Here is a 17,369-nt window from a genome sequence, read left to right as displayed (position 1 = left end):
AGGCGGAAACGGCAACCAAGGTAATAACACAACCATTGATCCAAAAGCTCTTAAAGATGGTGAATACAGCATTGGTTTTAAAGTTTTAAAAGATCAAACAGATGAAATCTCAATGATGAACACATACACAAAAAGCCCAGGTGTATTAAAAGTAAAAGATGGTAAGAAGTATGTATCGTTTACATTAACGAATAGTGCATGGATTACAAAATTTGAGTTTGAGAAGAATGGCTCTTTTGGTAACGCAAAAGTGTTAAGTGAGAATAAAGAGCAAAATACAAAAGTAGTAGAGTTAGAATTAGATGATTTATCTAAAAAATTAAATGCAAAAGTAAAAGTAGATATTGATGCAATGAATTATCACCATTTCTACGATGTTCAATTTGTATTTGATGAAGGTAGCATCAAGTTTTTAGGTAACAATCAAGGCGGTAATGAGGATCAAAGTGGAAACAATGATCAAGGTGGAAGTAATATTCAAGGTGAAAACAACGGCAAAGGTGGAAATAATAACCAAGGCATAATCGATAATCAAGGTGGAAATGATACACCGAAAGTAAAAGTTGATCCGAGAAATTTAATAGATGGTCAATATGATATTCCATTTAAAGTGTTAAAAGATAAAACAAATGAACTTTCAAAGATGCATGACTATACTGTACATCCAGCAAAATTAATCGTTAAAGGTGGTAAAAAGTACATTGAGATGACGTTGAAAAATAGTGCATGGATTACGAAATTCCAAACAGAAAATAACAGTCTTTTTGCTGATGCGAAAGTAGTAAGCGAAGATAAAAATGCAAATACGAGAGTAGTGCATTTTGAAGTAAGTGATTTGTTTGCAAAATTAAATGCAAAAGTAAAAGTAGATATCAATGAAATGAACTACCATCATTTCTACGATGTCCAAATTCAATTTGATACAAATAATATTGGTGCATTAGGAACGATTAAAGAGGATCCAAAAAAAGATCCGAAAAATCCAGTGACTACACCGAAAGTAGATAATGTAAAAACAGTAGGTACTCCTGATTTTAACCGAAATGCAGATGGTAAGAAGAAAAACGAAGCTACAGGTAATGGTGAGAAAAAAGAGAAAAATTCAAAAACTGCAGATACAGCACAACTTGGTTTATACATGGTGCTACTGCTAGGGTCACTTGCTTTATTAGTTCGTAAATATAGAGCTGGTAGATTGTAATTTTTGGAGTCTTGATGCGTGTTCGCGTGCATCAAGACTTGTTTCATATTGTTTGGAAAGGAGTGGTGATTGAGAGTGAAGAAAATCGCAAGTGTACTAATGGCTATCATTCTGTTAATAAGTATAGCTGGGTGCTCATCACCAAAAAAAGAAACAGCGAAGCAGGTAAAGAGTGATAGTAAAGAGCGAATTGTTGCAACGACAGTCGCTGTTACTGAAATTATGGACGCGTTAGAAGTAGATTTAGTTGGTGTTCCAACAAGTACGAAAGATTTACCAAAGAGATATAAAGGTTTACCAGAAGTCGGGAATCCGATGAGTCCTGATATGGAAAAGGTAAAATCATTAAAGCCGTCAGAAGTATTATCTGTGACAACACTTGAATATGAATTAAAGCCAGTTTTTGATGGTGTAGGTATGAAAGCGAACTTTGTAGACTTAACTAGTTTAAAAAACATGCAAAATTCCATTAGTAATTTAGGTAAGAAATATGGACGTGAAAAACAGGCTGAAGCAGTAGTAACTAAGTTAGATAAAAAGGTTGCTAGCATTCAAAAGGAAGTAAAAGGAAAGAAAGAACCGACAGTGCTTATTTTATTAGGTGTGCCGGGAAGTTATTTAGTAGCAACAGAGCATTCTTATATTGGAGATTTAGTGAAACAATTAGGTGGCAAAAACATCGTACAAGGTGAGCAAGTAGAGTATTTAGCTTCTAATACAGAGTATTTAAAAAAAGCAGATCCAGACATTATTTTACGAGCAGCGCATGGTATGCCTGATGAAGTTGTAAAAATGTTTGATAAAGAATTTAAAACAAATGATATTTGGAAACACTTCGCTGCAGTTAAAAATAATCGTGTTTACGATTTAGAAGAGCGTTTATTTGGAACGACAGGGAATTTAGAAGCAACAGAAGCGTTAGATGAATTGAAGAAAATGATGTATCCATGATGCATTTTAATATAAAGGAAGAGTGGAATGAATAAAAAAACTTGGAGTTTCTTCATTGTTACTGTATTGCTTATTGTTATGACATCATTGTCAGCAATGAAAGGGAGTTTAGAAATAGGGATAGTGGACCTTGTACAAGGGATATTTACAGGGGCCAATGAAGATGTTGAAGTCATTAAAGATTTACGTTTCCCGCGTATTATTATTGCGCTGTTCACTGGGGCGGCTCTTGCTGTTTCGGGTGTGCTTTTTCAAGCTGTTATGAAAAATCCACTCGCTGATGCTGGAGTAATTGGTATATCTTCAGGAGCAAGTTTTATGACACTTGTTATTATTACGTTATTCCCGCAATTCTTTTTCTGGACACCGATATTCGCCTTTTTAGGTGGTGCGTTTGCATGTTATCTCGTTTATGCATTTTCGTGGAAGTCGGGGTTAAGTCCACTTCGCATTATTTTAGTTGGTATAGCTATTAATGCGATGTTCACTGGATTAAATGAATCGTTCATTACGATTTGCGGATATTTCATTAAGAGTATTAAGCAAACGACGACTTCTAATATAACGATGAAGACGTGGGGCGATGTAGAAATAATGGTTACGTATGGAACAATTGGTCTTATTCTTGCACTGTTTGTAGGAGCTTGGTGTAACTTATTATCGCTACAAGATAAGACTGCGAAAAACTTAGGTCTACACGTGACGAGAGTTCGTCTTATTATCTCTGCTATTGCAGTACTCTTAGCAGCAGTATCAACAGCGATTGCAGGTGTTATTGCTTTCGTAGGATTACTCGTTCCGCACATTTCAAGACAACTAGTCGGTTCAGATCATAAAGTATTAATTCCATTTTCTGCTCTTGCAGGAGCGTTATTAATTCTGACGGCGGATACGATTGGAAGGTTAATTGTGCCACCTAACGAAATTCCAGCAGCGACGATTATGGCAGTTATTGGTGGCCCATTCTTAATATTCTTACTTAGAAAGAGTGATAAAGTTCATGGAAATTAAAAATGTAACCTTTTCGTATGATAATGTAACGGATCGATTAAAGTCGGTTAGTAGTGAAATAGAGATTGGTAAAATTACAACAATTATTGGCCCAAACGGTTGCGGGAAATCGACATTACTTGGCGTGATGTCAAGAAATCACGATCCTCGTAGCGGAGAGGTAATACTGGATGGGAAGGCGATTAGCCAATATAAACCGAAAGAGTTTGCTAGAAAGTTAGCCGTTGTCCATCAACAAAATGAAGCACCGGCAGATATGACGGTAGAAAAATTAACAAGTTTTGGTCGTATGCCTCATAAAAATGTTTTTTCCTCGCAAACCAATGAAGATAGAGAAGCGATCGAAAGGGCTTTAGCATGTACGAATTTGCTAAGTAAACGTGATAAAGAGATTCATGCGTTATCTGGCGGAGAAAGACAACGTGTTTGGATTGCTATGACGTTAGCTCAGAAAACACCAATGCTCTTTTTAGATGAACCGACAACCTATTTAGATATTTATTATCAACTCGAAATCTTAGAGCTAGTAAAAGAGTTAAATGAAGTACATGGATTGACGATTGTTATGGTATTACACGATATTAATCAGGCGATTCGCTATAGTGATCATATCATTGTTATGAAAGACGGCGAAATTGTTACGAAAGGTAAGCCAAATGATGTTGTGACAGAAAGTATGATAAAGACGATATATGGTGTAGATGTCGTTGTAAAGCAAGATGAAGATACAGGGTTGTATATGGTCCCAATGGGTATTTAAATATGCGAACAATCCGTTTTGAGGTGATAATTTGAGTAGTAAAAAAGAACGGAAGAAGAATTCTTTTTTTCAACGAATACTTACAGTTGTTTTTTTAGGTACCTTTTTCTATTCAGTATATGAATTAGGTGATATTTTCATGGATTACTATGAAAATCGTAAGGTAATGGCCGAAGCACAAAACATTTATGAAAAAAGTCCGATGGAAGAGCAATCACAAGATGGGGAAGTACGTAAACAGTTCAAGGCTCTGCAGCAAATTAACCAAGAAATAGTTGGATGGGTTACGATGGATGATACACAAATTAATTATCCAATCGTTCAAGCGAAAGACAATGATTACTATTTATTTCGTAATTATAAAGGTGAAGATATGAGAGCAGGAAGCATCTTTATGGACTATCGTAATGATGTGAAATCTCAAAATCGAAATACTATTTTATATGGTCATCGTATGAAAGATGGTTCTATGTTTGGAAGTTTAAAGAAAATGTTAGATGAAGAGTTCTTCATGTCGCATCGTAAATTATATTACGATACATTATTTGAAGGATATGATCTTGAAGTGTTCTCGGTGTATACAACAACAACTGATTTTTATTACATTGAAACGGATTTTAGCAGTGATACGGAATACACATCATTTTTGGAGAAAATTCAAGAAAAATCGTTGTACAAAACGGATACAAAATTGACAGCAAGTGATCAAATCGTAACACTTTCGACGTGTGACTATGCACTCGATCCGGAAGCAGGAAGGTTAGTCGTGCATGCGAAACTAGTAAAAAGACAGTAAATAAAAAAGTATAGAATATGAGAAGTGGTAACGCTTCTCGTATTCTATACTTTAAAAAAGAAATATGTTTACTGTGCTGCAGCCATTGGCATACGTACAACTTCAACATTGTAGTAAGTGATTTTATTATCAAGAATATAATCTGGCATCCCGCCTTGATGTGAGTGAGCATCTTTAAATGCTGAGCTCTTCGTCCAACCTTGGAAATCTTCTTTTGCATTCCAGCGAGTGCTAATTGTTACTTCATCATAATCAACTGTATTTTGCGTTAAAAGAACTTCTAGACCTAAAAAGCCTGGCATCGTTTCAACTTGACCTACTTTATTAAAACGCTCAATTAATTTATGTCCATTTCCCTTTGTAATTTTAGCTGTATTTGTAACAATAATCATGTTTATTCCTCCTATAAATATTGCCTTTGTTTTCGAGAACTCATATACATTAAATGATAATGAAAATCATTATCATTGTCAATGGTAAATGTAAAATAAATAAGTTTTTTTATTGTTTTGGACAGTAAGATTTCCATTTCAAAATGTAGTAAATATATGGTGGTTAAGCGAGAGAATGAGCGAGTTGTACTAGCAAAGCAATAATATGGTATAGTGAAACGAGGCTGTTTTTCAGTCTCGTTTTTGAAATGCTTCCTATAGAGAAAGCATGCAAATGGAAAGGAAGTTATTATATGCGATCAGAAGTAACTGTAAAAATAAAACCGAAATTTATAAAAGAAATTAAAAGTGGATATCCGCTTATTTTAAAAGATGCAATTCAAAATCTAAATGATGTCCGTGAAGAAGGGACAATCATCAAAGTAGTAGATGAGAAGAACAACTTTGTCGGAAAAGGTTATTATGGAAAACAAAATAAAGGATACGGCTGGATTTTAACGAGAAAAGAGAGTGAACAAATTAATCAATCTTTCTTTGAAAGTAAAATAAAATCTGCCTTACATAAACGAAAACAATTTTACAAATCAAATGATACGACAGCATTCCGTGTCTTAAATGGCGAAGGTGATGGTCTTGGAGGCTTAATCATCGATTATTATGACGGTTATTATGTAGTGAGCTGGTATAGTGAAGGAATCTATACTTTCAGAGATGAAATCATAGCAGCTCTTCAGAAAGTAGCAAACTTTAAAGGTATTTATGAGAAAAAGCGTTTTGATACGAAAGGGAAATACATTGAAGGTGATGATTTCGTAGCAGGAGAGCGCGGGGAGTTCCCACTTATCGTAAAAGAGAATGGTGCGAACTTTGCGGTGTATTTAAACGACGGAGCGATGGTTGGTGTATTTTTAGATCAGCGTAACGTTCGAAAACAAATTCGTGATAAGTATGCGAAGGGAAGAACAGTGCTAAATATGTTCTCTTATACAGGTGCTTTCTCTGTATTTGCAGCCCTGGGTGGAGCGAGTAAAACGACGAGTGTCGACCTTGCAAATCGTAGTTTAAGTAAAACGATTGAGCAGTTTAGTGTAAATGAAGTTGATTATGAAGCGCAAGACATTATCGTAGAAGATGTATTTCTTTACTTCAAATATGCAGCTAAGAAAAAGATGAAATTTGATATGGTCGTACTTGACCCTCCAAGCTTTGCGCGTTCAAAAAAATATACATTTAGTGCAGCGAAAGATTATAAAAATTTATTAAAAGAAACAATTGCCATTACAGAAAATAACGGAATTATCGTTGCTTCTACAAATTGTAGCGCATTCGATATGAAAAAGTTTAAAGGCTTTATCGATACAGCATTTAAAGAAATGAATGGAAAATATAAAATATTAGAAGAACATTCTTTACCAGAAGATTTCCGTACAATCGATCAATTTAAAGAAGGAGACTATTTAAAGGTAGTTTTCATCGAGAAAATTAAAGGGTAATAAAGAAAAAGGAGCTCGAGTTTACTTGAGCTCCTTTTCTTATTGAACGATATTTTGTACTCTACCGACTTGCCCGTCCTGCAATCGCACTTTAATGCCATGCGGATGAGAAGGAGAGTTCGTTAAAATATCTTTTACAATTCCACGTGTTAATTTGCCGGTACGTTGATCTTGTTTTAATACAATATCAACTTCAAGGCCGGGTGCGATATTAGAACGTTTTTGTCCGTTCATTTATACACCTGTACGTCTACGTTGGTTGTTTGTTTTTTTCGTTTGTTGGTTTTGCAATTTTTTTGTTTCTTGGCTTTGGTTCGTATTATTTAAGTTATTTCCATTTCCTTGCTTTTTCTTTGCAAGTTGTTCACGCATTAAATCAGCTAAGCTTACTTTTTTGTTTTCTGACATGATAAGTCTCCTTTATATAAAGTTAATTATGAACAATCGTAGTGAATTTCATCATATCATTGTTAAGGAAGGAAGGGAAGTTGGTTTGAAAATTCATATATTTGTTTCAAGTCTGTAGTAGTTACGATACAATTGAATTGTTAACGTTTGTAAAAAGGGGATAGACATATGTCACATCATATTTTATTAGTTGAAGATGATCTCTCAATTCAAGAGATGGTGGAAAAGTATTTAATAAAAGAGGGCTTTCAAGTTACAATCGCATCTGATGGAGAAGAAGGCGTGAACACATATTTAAAAGGTTCATTTGATTTGATTATCCTCGACATTATGATGCCAAAGCTAGATGGCTTAGAGGTTGTACGCATCATTCGAGAAAAAAGTGCCGTTCCGATATTAATGATGTCAGCAAAAGATACAGATGTTGATAAAGCTGTTGGATTAGGACTTGGAGCAGATGATTACATTTGTAAGCCATTTTCTATGATTGAATTGGTGGCGCGTGTAAAAGCAGGTATTCGGAGATCTACGAAATATTCGGCTACAGAAACAACAGAAAAGATGATTCAAATTGGTGATTTAACAATCGATCCAATTAATTTTACTGTGGAAAAAAATAGGAAACCTCTCAAGCTTACTTTAAAAGAATTTGAGATTCTAAAACTGTTTGTAAAGAATCAAAATCGTGTATTTACAAAAGCACAAATATATACGCTAGTTTGGAACGAAGAGTATTATGGTGACGATAACGTTATTAATGTTCATATGAGAAGATTGCGTGAGAAAATCGAAAGTGATCCATCTAATCCAGAATACATTAAAACGTTATGGGGTATCGGTTATAAGTTGGAAGTGATGTAATATGGTCAATTTGTTAATAGGTATTATTTTTATATTGTTATGTGTCATTTACATACAGTATAAAATGAGAAAAAATAGTAGTAAAAATTTGCGATACACATATGAAAAGTTAGAAAGTATTGTAAATGTACAAACAGGCGAGAAGTTACTCGTTATGACAGATGATCGAGAATTGCAAAAATTATTAGTGGCAATTAATCAATTATTAGATGCAAAACAGAAAACAAATGCAGATCATGCGAAAGTAGAAATTTCGATGAGAAAAATGCTTTCAAATATTTCACATGACTTGAAAACACCGCTAACAGTTATTCTTGGATATACAGAAATGTTAAATAAGGATAAAACAATGAATAAAGAAGAACAACAAATATTACTTGAAAAGGTGCATGTGAAAACACTAGAAGTAATGGAACTAATTCATAAGTTTTTTGACTTAGCAAAATTAGAATCTGGTGACAAAGCAATCGAGATGACAAAAGTGAATATGAATGAAGTTTGTCGTGAGAAGATTTTATCTTTTTATGATTTAGTGACGTCGAAAGGTTTTCATGTTCATATTGATATACCAGAAAGAAATATATATGCACTTGGAAATGTAGAAGTATTAGGTAGGGTATTGAACAATTTAATATCAAATGCAATTACATATGGAGACGATGGAAAGATACTGGGTATGACGTTAAGAGATGATGAAACAAATGTGTATATAGACGTATGGGATAAAGGAAAAGGGATTGATGAATCTCATATTGATAAAGTGTTTGAGCGTATGTACACACTTGAAGATTCGAGAAATAGATTGTACCAAGGAAGCGGTTTAGGGTTAACGATTACGAAAAGACTGGTGGAAGCGATGGATGGAAAAATTCATCTTTCTAGTAAGCCGTATGAAAAAACAATTTTTACAGTTGCATTAAAAAAGATGCAGTTTTAGCTTGTAGAGAAGTAGATTCTACAAGCTTTTTTTTCAGCGTAAGGAATTTGTAAGAAACGGGTAAGAAAAAAGAGATTTCCGTTGTCTATTATAAAAATATAAAGTAGTGCGAAAGGGGAAAGTGACATGACCTATATATTAAAAACGAATCAGTTAACGAAAGTGTTTAAAGGGAAAGAAGTTATTTCTAGCGTTAACATGCATGTGAAAAAAGGAGAGATATACGGTTTCTTAGGACCGAATGGTGCTGGTAAAACAACGATTATGAAAATGATTACAAATTTAATAAAACCGACGAGCGGTGAGATTGAAATTTTAGGTGAGAAGTTAACAGACACATCGTATGAAGTATTAAAAAGAATGGGGACAATTATTGAATATCCAATCTTTTATGATAAATTAACGGCGAAAGAAAACTTAGAATTACATTGTGAATATATGGGCTATTACGATAAAAATGAAATTGACCATGCATTACATTTAGTGAAACTGCAAGGGATAGATAATAAAAAAGTAAAAGATTTTTCATTGGGAATGAAACAACGACTTGGTATTGCAAGGGCAATCGTGACAAAGCCAGAATTGCTCATTTTAGACGAACCCATAAACGGTTTAGATCCAATTGGTATTAAAGAGTTACGAGACTTATTTAAAATGCTCTGCAAAGAATATGGCATTACATTATTAGTTTCTAGTCATATTTTAGGTGAGATGGAATTAATGGCGGATACAATTGGTGTAATTCAAAATGGAAAACTAATAAAAGAAGTTTCAATGAAGAGTATTAACGGAAAACAAACAGAGTACATTGAAATTACTGTTCCTGATGTGAAGCGTGCAGCTTATATTTTAGAAGATAAACTTGGTATAAAAAATTATAAAATAATGAGCGGAAATATGATTCGTGTGTATGATACGGCAGTGTCTCAGCAAGCCATTTCAAAAGCACTTATTATGAATGATGTGGAAATTGAAAGTATTAATAAGAAACATAGTTCCTTAGAGGAATATTTCTTAAACGTAATGGATGGAGAGGGCATTCATGCTTAATGAATTGTGGCTGAACCTGGTAAGTGGATTAATCGTAATGTTTATAAGTGGAATTTTATATTATAGGAAACCAGAGCGGAAATGGTTGTTAATTCTACTAGTGATAGGAATGTTAAGCGTAGTTACTGCTGGAATTAGAATGTTAGCAGTGTAGAGACAGGTATATAAAGAATGGAGGCGTGGTTTATATGTTTAAATTAATGAAACTCGAATGGAAAAAACATAAATTATCTAGTTATTTTAAAGGAGCAGCGATTGGTATTATAGCAATTTTTGCTGCGGTAAGTCTTATGGCATGGGCATCTAAAGTAGAGGATGAGTTGATGTTCTCTAGCTATATGGAATACATGTCTTTAGCAAATATTTTTATTAGAATTACATTTATTATTTTTGCATCGGTTATTTTATCACGTTTAGTGATTGATGAATACAAGAACAAAACAATACAGCTACTATTTATGTACCCACTGCAAAGGAAAATGCTAATGAGAGCGAAATTAGCAATTGTTTTTAGTTTTTGCTTTGTGAGCACGATAATCGCAACATTTATTATTAGTTTGCTCATATTCTGTATGAATCCAATAATAGGAATACTTGAAACGCCTGTTACGATGGGGGAAATAATAGCTACCGTTCCAACTACTATTATAAGTGCATTTATGATATCTGGTATAAGTTTAATTCCTTTATTTTTTGGAATGAGAAAGAAATCGACACCGACAACGATTACTTCAGCAGTAATAATTGGTATGCTGATTAATGGTAACGTTGGTCCTGGAAATGGTCAAGTAAGTATGTTTGATTTTATAGCTATCCCAATCGTGCTCTGTTTATTAGGAATTTTCATTAGTTATCTATCGTATCGAAAAATCGACAAGATTGATGTGGCGTGAAGCAAGCTTAAAACAAAAACGAACTGGGGTATGACTGGTGAAAAAAATAATAGTAATTGCAATATTAGTCATTACAATTGCTAGTGCGGTTTTGGGTTTTAAGGTATTTCAGGTGAAAGATTTTAAGCAAGAAAGGTCTTTTGAAATCAATAATATAAAAGAAATAGAAGTAGACAATGAAAACTGGAATATTGAATTTAAAAGTACAGACGCTAATAAAATAGTAATTTCCGCTCAAGGTCAACAAGTAGATAAAAAGATAGATCCCGTCAAAATAGAAAATGACGAAAATAAAATTGTGATTAAGCAAAAACAAAAGGTGACCAAATTTTTTAATGGTTTTACGTTTAGGAAGAAAAATAGTATATGTATAGCTATTCCGAGGAAAGCAATAGACAAAATTGTAGTAAATAATAAATCGGGTGATGTGAAAATAAACGATATAGTAGTAAAAAGTATCGTGACAAAAGGCAAGTCTGGAGATGGAATGATTACAGGACTATCGGCAGAGAAGGGTGAGTTCATATCCGAAAGTGGAGATTTAATGTTAAAAGATAGTTCATTACAAGAAGTAAATATAACTTCTACTACTGGCGATAATTATGTGAAAAATGTAAAAAACGAAAATGTGAACATCACTTCAACATCTGGGGAAGTATTACTGAAAGATATGACAGAAGGAAAATCATTATTTGTAGAAACAAAATCAGGAGATATTGGCGTACGGTATAAAGGTGTCCCAGCATCATTGAAGCTTATGGCTAAAAGTAATTCAGCTGACGTAATAGTGGATTTAAAAGGACTTAAGAAAGATAAAAATACAGAAAAAATAAAAGTAGGAACGATTGGTGATGCAAAAAATGAAGCGAAGATTTTAAGTGAAACAGGAGTCATTTATATTGATTAAATCTTAGGAGGAAGGAGGACACTATCATGCTACATTTAATGAAGCTAGAATTGAAAAAGTTTAAGCTTGGTTGGTACGTGAAGAGAGCAATTATTGCAAATATTGTTATACTGGCATTAATGATCTTTGTGAGCATCATCGCTCAAGTAGAAGGTGATGCAGAAATAAGGAATCCAGAGACGATATTGTTAATGGCTAGCACAATAGTAAGAGCAACGTTTATTGTTTTTGGTAGTGTATTAATCGCAAGGCTAATAATTGGTGAATATAAAAATAAAACAATACTACTCATGTTTTCTTATCCCATTAACCGAAAGAAGATGATGGCTAGTAAGTTGGCTATTACAGCGACAGTAACATTTATAACAGTTATTGTATCTAACATTTTAGTAGTAGGAATTTTCTTTGGTATAGATAGCTATTTTTCAATTCTTCCTAATTCATTTACAGTAGATCAATTGATGCAAGAAGGAATAAAACTAGTTCCTTTAGCCATTGCAACTGCGGGGATGAGTTTAATTCCATTATATTTCGGAATGCGTAAACGTTCCGTGCCAACTACAATTGTTTCATCTCTTATCGTTGTCACAATTGCAATGAATAATGGCAACCCAGCGTTTTCTACAGCAACTTTTCTTCCCCTTCAACTAGCACTCGCAGCAATTGGAGTTGTGATTGCATATTACGGAATTAAAAATATAGAGAAGGAAGATATAACTGTATGACAAGAATAAGAAAAAAGAGTTGGCGTTACACCAACTCTTTTTTGTATATGTATGCTTCGTTACTACTCTGTAAATTTAGAGTGTGTGCTTAAATACTCTTGCACTCCTGGAGAAATATTAAAGTTATTAGGACTTTTATATTCGATAGTAAACTCTCCGTCTCTACTTGTCTCAAAGGAGATGGCATAACTATTAATTTTAGCATCGTAAGAAGTATTTTTGACTTCCGCATCTAGATTAAAGTATTTTGTAATATACTCTTTTGATTCAGTAATTGCTGCTTGTTTTCCCCAAGGGGTACCATAATAGGTGAAATAAAGAGATACACTAATAACTCCAATAATAGAAGTTAGTAAAATAGTTCCCATAACTATTTTTTTATTTTTTGTATTCAATTTGGTTACTCCTCTTCATAATATGTATTCATTTTAACCTATCTTTTCCATAAAACAACCATTTAATAAAAATAGTTTCACATGAAACAAGTTACAGAAAAAGACAAGGTTTGTAAATCCCTTGTCTTTTTTTGTTGTTACATTTTAGGAGCTTCCATTCCAGCTGCAGCCCATTCTTCTTTTGCTGGGCCATATACGCCAGGGACTGTTAAGCCGGCTTGTCGCATTAAAACCGTCATTTGTCCGCGATGGTGATTTTGATGATTAATAAGTGTCATTAAAAATATAGAATTTGGCATAGGACGACCAAAGAAGTCATTAATAGTAGCTAAGTCTTTATCCGTCCATTCGCCTTGAAGAGCTTCAACAAAAGCTGCATTCACTTTACGATACCCATCTGCAATTGTTGTTGCAGAAGTTGGTACGGGATAATCTTTCGTTTCTCCGTCAAACTTAAGCCCTGTGCCAGATAGCATAACAGGAATTGCCGTCACGATATGCCAAGCAACTCTGCCTAACGTCCAGTGCCCAGGTGCAATTTCTTGTGATAAAGACTCATCTGTTAATGCATCGAGCATTTTTTGAGTAGACACAGCCTCGTATGTCCATGATTGCAAGAAGCCTTCAATAGTTTGGTACATATTTATCCCTCCTAGTTATGTTCATAAGTTACATTCGTGAAAAAAAGATAGTTTCCTTTTGAACTATAAGAACGAATATAAAAAAGAGGCTTCTAACAAGAAGCCTCTTTTTTAACTAACCTTCTTCCCGCTCTTCCTCATTAACCATAAGAAATAGGGTGCTCCAAGTATAGCAACGACAAGACCAGAAGGGATTTCTTTCGGGTATGCAATTGTTCGTCCAAGTAAGTCAGCAATGGAAAGAAGGATTGCTCCAAACAGTGCGGAGCAAACGAATAATCTTTGATGGTTCATACCAACGACGATTCGCGCTAAGTGTGGTGCGACAAGGCCTAAAAAGGCAATCGTACCGACAGCTGCGATATTTACAGATGCAAGTAGTGTTGCTAACACAATGAGAGTTAGGCGCGTTTTATTTACTGGTTGCCCAAGCCCTGTTGCTAAATCGTCTCCAAGTACGAGAACATCAAGTTGTTTTATTAAGAAAAAGATAATAAGCACGAGAATAAGTGATGGATATAGAATGATATTTTCTAAATGATTCCATCCTCTTGCATACGTGCTACCTGATAGCCATGTTAAAGCAGCTGCAACGTTCAAATTTGCTCTAACGATAAAGATTTGAATAATCGCTGAACCGAGAGCTGAAATACCGATTCCTATTAAAGCAAGAGCTGTTGGGCTAAATCCTGATTTCCATGAGAAGAAGAGGACAATTCCAACTGCAAGTAATCCGCCGATAAATGCACCAATTGGTAGGAAGAAACCAGGAAGTGCGGGGAAGACATACATAATAGTTAAAGCACCAACACCAGCTCCCGATGAAATACCAATAATAGAAGGGTCGGCGAGTGGGTTTCGTAATATACCTTGGAAAACAAGCCCGCTTATTGCAAGGCATGCGCCAGCAATAGCAGCAACGAGCATTCTTGGTAAACGAAGGTTCATCATCATATTTTTATCAAATTGTGTTAATTGTCCTGATATAACATTTGTAATGCTTTCGATATAAGCGTTACTACCGATTGTAACACCAAGAGCAATCGTCACAATGCAAAGTACGATAGAGATAATGATTACCTTTTTATAAGAGTAATAGCGAGAACTAGCTCCAGCTGCATTCGCACCGTTATCATTCATATATTGTTTCGACTTCATCATTCGATACACTAAGTAAATAAGCCAAGGCGATCCAATCATTGCCGTGACTGCCCCAACAGGAAGTTCTGCACCGGTTGGATCTATTAATCTACCGACAACATCTGCTCCAAGTAATAATACGGCTCCCCATAAGAAGGAAGAGAGAAGAAGAGTAAGATGTTGGCGGTATCCGGTCAGGCGCATTAAATGAGGGGCAACTAAGCCGACAAAACCGATTGGTCCAACAACAGTAACAATTACTGCTGTTAAAAAGATTGCAGCAATGAAGGCTATAAGACGTGTTACCGCTGTTTTTTCGCCAAGAGAAACAGCAACATCATCACCGAGTAAGAGAATGTTGAGTTTACGAGACATAAATAGTAAAACTAGGAAAGAAATAATGATAAATGGAAAAGCAAATTGAACGCCATCCCAGTTATTTTGAATAAGAGAGCCAGCTCCCCATAAAAATAAACCAGCTGTTTCATTTTCATAGAAAAGTTGCATCGTTCCAGTAAAGGCAGAAAGCATTAATGTAACGACCATACCAGCTAGTGCCATTCTAAGTGGGGTTCCCTTTTTTCCACCAGAAATACGGTATACAAATAAAGCAGTAATAGCACCACCGATAAATGTGAAAAGAAGTGAGTTAATTTGCAGACCTTTCGGTAAGAAAATTGTAGCCGCTACTAGAAAGAAATATGCACCAGAGTGAATACCCATTGTACTGGATTCAGCAAGTGGATTTTTCGTTAACGTTTGTAAAATGACCCCAGATGCAGCAAGAGCACCTCCAGCTAAAATAGCAATTACAGCTCTAGGTAATCGAAGCATGATTAAAGTTTGATGCTCTAGCGATTGGTTCGGTGAGATAAGAGCATCAATAATCATACTATAGGAAATATTTGCTTGACCTTGTCCGATATGAATAAAGAAAAGGAGGAGCAAGAGAGCTGCTCCTCCTCCGAATACAAGACTTGCTCGAAGTGCATGTTGTAAGCTATTCATCGTGTAATCACTTCTTCGCTGTCATTACATCTGCTACTTGTGTTGCTAAAGATTTTGCAGACTCAGGACCACCGAAAATCCAAGTGTCGCCTTTTAATTTATACATTTTGTGTTCTTTTTTGAACTTTAATTCTTCCCAAGCAGGATTGCCTTTTAGTTGAGTGTCAAAAATGTTATCTTCATCCGCTACAATGTAAATGAAGTTTGAATCTTGTACACTTTGTAATGATTCTACAGTTGTTTGTTTGAAACCATCTGCCTCTGATTTACCCGCTTCAAAAGAGTTTGTTAAACCTAATTTTTTTGTAACTTGTAAAGCTGTAGAATTGTCAGTTAAGATGCGGAATGTTGGCACGTTTTTAGCAGTAAATGCTTGTGCCATTGCGATGTTTTTATCTTTTAAGCCTGCTTTGTCAATTTTTGCTTTTGCATCAGCGAATGCTTTATCCATATCAGCTAATACTTTTTTACCTTCTTCTTCTTTTCCGACAGCTTTTGCGATTTGTTTAAATGTTTCTGTCATTTCAGCAAAGTGATCGTTATTGCTTGTTGATGGATCGAACATAACTGTAGGAGCGATTTGTTCTAATTCATTTTTAATTGCTTTACCACGGAATGAAGCTGTGATAATTAAATCTGGTTTTAGACGGCTAATTTCCTCTAAGTTTGGTTGTTGACGTGTCCCTACATCTACAACATCTTTACCTGGTTTTGTTTCTGTATTTACCCATTTATTATAATTCTTAATGTCTGCCATCCCTACTGGCTGAACACCAAGTGCTAATAAGTCTTCTGAATATACCCACTCAAGTACAACAACTTTTTTCGCTGGTTTATCTAATTTTGTTTCCCCCTCAGCGTGTTTAATTGTTATAGCTTGTTTCTTAGCGTCTGTCTTTGTTTCTTTTTTCTCCTCTTTTTGCTGTCCACATCCAACAGCGAATAGAAGAACTACTATGAAAATACTGAGAATTTTCTTCATCTTCTGCCCCCAAATTAAGTATTTTTTGTAACTAGCACCATAAGTGAAAATAGTTATCAATTATAACACCAAAATCATACTATGAGGATATTTTAAGTGTCAATATTTTTTTAAAATTTTGACGAAAAACAACAAATTATACGGATTTTTATATATCATGGTCGCTATTTATGAAGAATAAGCCCCTTTACTAAAAAAATTGAAGAATATATGGAGTTTAAATGGGAACTTGGCTGTGTACGAAAGCGTAATATGTGTGGTTAATCATCTGTGGAGATGGGGCGAAAGTACAAGCAAAAAGAGTGAGAATCGCATGTAATAATTACTAGAATGTATGGAATAAATCTGTGTTTATCCCCACTAGGCAAAGTATGTCTTTGTTATTTAGATAGTTGTTTTCTAACTCGTTGATTGTACTTAAAAGATCGAATGTAAAGGAAGTGATCAACATGTCTTTATGGAGTAATAATATAAATGGATATTGTGGGTGTAATAATCAAAATGGTGTACATGTTGATTCATGCTGTTTTAGTTGCGATGGGACAGTTCCTAAGCTGGGCCCAACAGGTCCGACGGGCGACACAGGCCTAACAGGAGCAACGGGTCCGACAGGTGATACAGGCCCAACAGGAGTAACGGGTCCAACAGGGGCGATGGGAATAACAGGGGCAACGGGTTCAACAGGAGCGACGGGAATAACAGGGGCAACGGGTCCAACAGGAGCGACGGGAATAACAGGCTCAACAGGGGCGATGGGAATAACAGGGGCAACGGGTTCAACAGGAGCGACGGGAATAACAGGGGCAACGGGTCCAACA

20 protein-coding genes and 1 pseudogene are annotated in these 17,369 nt (G+C 35.0%); 14 read left to right on the top strand and 7 right to left on the bottom strand.

Going from position 1 to position 17,369, the window contains the following annotated elements; all coding sequences use genetic code 11:
* From V7S50_RS07400 to srtB, 5 genes are all read left to right on the top strand, one after another.
* Positions 1–1,201: NEAT domain-containing protein (locus tag V7S50_RS07400; RefSeq protein WP_336375981.1), on the top strand; the 1,201-nt coding region annotated here is incomplete at its 5' end.
* A gap of 69 nt (positions 1,202–1,270) precedes the next feature.
* Positions 1,271–2,152, top strand: coding sequence for a heme ABC transporter substrate-binding protein IsdE (gene isdE / locus V7S50_RS07395; RefSeq protein ID WP_242252552.1), 882 nt, complete (start codon positions 1,271–1,273; stop codon positions 2,150–2,152).
* A 27-nt stretch (positions 2,153–2,179) separates the two neighbouring features.
* Positions 2,180–3,163 (top strand): FecCD family ABC transporter permease, encoded by a 984-nt coding sequence (locus V7S50_RS07390; protein ID WP_063224757.1) that lies wholly within the window; start codon positions 2,180–2,182, stop codon positions 3,161–3,163.
* A complete protein-coding gene (locus tag V7S50_RS07385; RefSeq protein WP_063224758.1) occupies positions 3,153–3,923 on the top strand; it encodes an ABC transporter ATP-binding protein in 771 nt (256 codons plus the stop codon). Before V7S50_RS07390 ends, V7S50_RS07385 begins: the two co-directional genes overlap by 11 nt.
* Before the next feature lie 31 nt (positions 3,924–3,954).
* Positions 3,955–4,719, top strand: coding sequence for a class B sortase (gene srtB / locus V7S50_RS07380; RefSeq protein WP_016086041.1), 765 nt, complete (start codon positions 3,955–3,957; stop codon positions 4,717–4,719).
* Between the two features lie 68 nt (positions 4,720–4,787).
* Here srtB and isdG read toward each other — a convergent pair whose 3' ends face one another.
* A complete protein-coding gene (gene isdG / locus V7S50_RS07375; protein ID WP_060632463.1) occupies positions 4,788–5,111 on the bottom strand; it encodes a heme oxygenase in 324 nt (107 codons plus the stop codon).
* Between the two features lie 293 nt (positions 5,112–5,404).
* Here isdG and V7S50_RS07370 point away from each other — a divergent pair, with 293 nt between their 5' ends.
* Positions 5,405–6,604, top strand: coding sequence for a class I SAM-dependent rRNA methyltransferase (locus V7S50_RS07370; RefSeq protein WP_063224759.1), 1,200 nt, complete (start codon positions 5,405–5,407; stop codon positions 6,602–6,604).
* Positions 6,605–6,643: 39 nt separating this feature from the next.
* Here the strand turns inward: V7S50_RS07370 and V7S50_RS07365 are convergent, their stop codons facing one another.
* Positions 6,644–6,838, bottom strand: coding sequence for a YwbE family protein (locus V7S50_RS07365; protein ID WP_001014310.1), 195 nt, complete (start codon positions 6,836–6,838; stop codon positions 6,644–6,646).
* Positions 6,839–7,012 carry a hypothetical protein gene (locus V7S50_RS07360; RefSeq protein ID WP_063224760.1) on the bottom strand — a complete coding sequence of 58 codons (174 nt, stop codon included), beginning with the start codon at positions 7,010–7,012 and terminating at the stop codon, positions 6,839–6,841.
* Between the two features lie 168 nt (positions 7,013–7,180).
* On the opposite strand from V7S50_RS07360, the gene V7S50_RS07355 reads away from it, so the two are divergent.
* From V7S50_RS07355 to V7S50_RS07325, 7 genes are all read left to right on the top strand, one after another.
* Positions 7,181–7,873, top strand: coding sequence for a response regulator transcription factor (locus tag V7S50_RS07355; protein WP_242252553.1), 693 nt, complete (start codon positions 7,181–7,183; stop codon positions 7,871–7,873).
* A gap of 1 nt (position 7,874) precedes the next feature.
* The gene (locus V7S50_RS07350) at positions 7,875–8,810 is read left to right on the top strand and encodes a HAMP domain-containing histidine kinase (RefSeq protein ID WP_052943419.1); all 936 of its coding nucleotides are present in this window, start codon (positions 7,875–7,877) and stop codon (positions 8,808–8,810) included.
* Positions 8,811–8,936: 126 nt separating this feature from the next.
* Positions 8,937–9,860: an ABC transporter ATP-binding protein gene (locus V7S50_RS07345; protein ID WP_075396084.1), complete on the top strand. Its 924-nt coding sequence runs from the start codon at positions 8,937–8,939 to the stop codon at positions 9,858–9,860.
* Positions 9,853–10,014 carry a hypothetical protein gene (locus V7S50_RS07340; protein WP_000931273.1) on the top strand — a complete coding sequence of 54 codons (162 nt, stop codon included), beginning with the start codon at positions 9,853–9,855 and terminating at the stop codon, positions 10,012–10,014. Before V7S50_RS07345 ends, V7S50_RS07340 begins: the two co-directional genes overlap by 8 nt.
* Before the next feature lie 34 nt (positions 10,015–10,048).
* A complete protein-coding gene (locus V7S50_RS07335; protein ID WP_242252555.1) occupies positions 10,049–10,753 on the top strand; it encodes an ABC transporter permease in 705 nt (234 codons plus the stop codon).
* Between the two features lie 37 nt (positions 10,754–10,790).
* Positions 10,791–11,660: a DUF4097 family beta strand repeat-containing protein gene (locus V7S50_RS07330; protein ID WP_242252557.1), complete on the top strand. Its 870-nt coding sequence runs from the start codon at positions 10,791–10,793 to the stop codon at positions 11,658–11,660.
* A gap of 26 nt (positions 11,661–11,686) precedes the next feature.
* Positions 11,687–12,385 carry an ABC transporter permease gene (locus V7S50_RS07325; protein ID WP_000902927.1) on the top strand — a complete coding sequence of 233 codons (699 nt, stop codon included), beginning with the start codon at positions 11,687–11,689 and terminating at the stop codon, positions 12,383–12,385.
* Between the two features lie 62 nt (positions 12,386–12,447).
* Here the strand turns inward: V7S50_RS07325 and V7S50_RS07320 are convergent, their stop codons facing one another.
* The 4 genes from V7S50_RS07320 to V7S50_RS07305 all read right to left on the bottom strand — a co-directional run bounded on the left by V7S50_RS07320 (position 12,448) and on the right by V7S50_RS07305 (position 16,551).
* Positions 12,448–12,780: a YfjL-like protein gene (locus V7S50_RS07320; RefSeq protein WP_242252559.1), complete on the bottom strand. Its 333-nt coding sequence runs from the start codon at positions 12,778–12,780 to the stop codon at positions 12,448–12,450.
* 137 nt (positions 12,781–12,917) lie between these two features.
* A complete protein-coding gene (locus V7S50_RS07315) occupies positions 12,918–13,421 on the bottom strand; it encodes a DinB family protein (protein WP_242252561.1) in 504 nt (167 codons plus the stop codon).
* A gap of 111 nt (positions 13,422–13,532) precedes the next feature.
* The gene (gene fhuB / locus V7S50_RS07310) at positions 13,533–15,569 is read right to left on the bottom strand and encodes a Fe(3+)-hydroxamate ABC transporter permease FhuB (RefSeq protein WP_242252562.1); all 2,037 of its coding nucleotides are present in this window, start codon (positions 15,567–15,569) and stop codon (positions 13,533–13,535) included.
* Positions 15,570–15,576: 7 nt separating this feature from the next.
* Positions 15,577–16,551: an ABC transporter substrate-binding protein gene (locus V7S50_RS07305; protein ID WP_242252564.1), complete on the bottom strand. Its 975-nt coding sequence runs from the start codon at positions 16,549–16,551 to the stop codon at positions 15,577–15,579.
* A gap of 449 nt (positions 16,552–17,000) precedes the next feature.
* Here V7S50_RS07305 and V7S50_RS07300 point away from each other — a divergent pair.
* Positions 17,001–17,369, top strand: a pseudogene (locus V7S50_RS07300) (hypothetical protein); the annotation flags it as partial.

The sequence above is a fragment of the Bacillus sp. CCNWLW194 genome (assembly GCF_037120585.1).
In the GTDB taxonomy this organism is placed as follows: domain Bacteria; phylum Bacillota; class Bacilli; order Bacillales; family Bacillaceae_G; genus Bacillus_A; species Bacillus_A basilensis.
Note: the sequence above shows the minus strand (reverse complement) of the source record. Positions and strands in the feature narration are given on the sequence as shown.

Bases quoted from the DNA above. Each gene is read 5' to 3' on its own strand.
- V7S50_RS07390 (WP_063224757.1), top strand. From the start codon at position 2,180: ATGAATAAAAAAACTTGGAGTTTCTTCATTGTTACTGTATTGCTTATT.
- V7S50_RS07385 (WP_063224758.1), top strand. From the start codon at position 3,153: ATGGAAATTAAAAATGTAACCTTTTCGTATGATAATGTAACGGATCGA.
- isdG (WP_060632463.1), bottom strand. From the start codon at position 5,111: ATGATTATTGTTACAAATACAGCTAAAATTACAAAGGGAAATGGACAT.
- V7S50_RS07370 (WP_063224759.1), top strand. From the start codon at position 5,405: ATGCGATCAGAAGTAACTGTAAAAATAAAACCGAAATTTATAAAAGAA.
- V7S50_RS07365 (WP_001014310.1), bottom strand. From the start codon at position 6,838: ATGAACGGACAAAAACGTTCTAATATCGCACCCGGCCTTGAAGTTGAT.
- V7S50_RS07360 (WP_063224760.1), bottom strand. From the start codon at position 7,012: ATGTCAGAAAACAAAAAAGTAAGCTTAGCTGATTTAATGCGTGAACAA.
- V7S50_RS07355 (WP_242252553.1), top strand. From the start codon at position 7,181: ATGTCACATCATATTTTATTAGTTGAAGATGATCTCTCAATTCAAGAG.
- V7S50_RS07350 (WP_052943419.1), top strand. From the start codon at position 7,875: ATGGTCAATTTGTTAATAGGTATTATTTTTATATTGTTATGTGTCATT.
- V7S50_RS07345 (WP_075396084.1), top strand. From the start codon at position 8,937: ATGACCTATATATTAAAAACGAATCAGTTAACGAAAGTGTTTAAAGGG.
- V7S50_RS07340 (WP_000931273.1), top strand. From the start codon at position 9,853: ATGCTTAATGAATTGTGGCTGAACCTGGTAAGTGGATTAATCGTAATG.
- V7S50_RS07335 (WP_242252555.1), top strand. From the start codon at position 10,049: ATGTTTAAATTAATGAAACTCGAATGGAAAAAACATAAATTATCTAGT.
- V7S50_RS07325 (WP_000902927.1), top strand. From the start codon at position 11,687: ATGCTACATTTAATGAAGCTAGAATTGAAAAAGTTTAAGCTTGGTTGG.
- V7S50_RS07315 (WP_242252561.1), bottom strand. From the start codon at position 13,421: ATGTACCAAACTATTGAAGGCTTCTTGCAATCATGGACATACGAGGCT.
- fhuB (WP_242252562.1), bottom strand. From the start codon at position 15,569: ATGAATAGCTTACAACATGCACTTCGAGCAAGTCTTGTATTCGGAGGA.
- V7S50_RS07305 (WP_242252564.1), bottom strand. From the start codon at position 16,551: ATGAAGAAAATTCTCAGTATTTTCATAGTAGTTCTTCTATTCGCTGTT.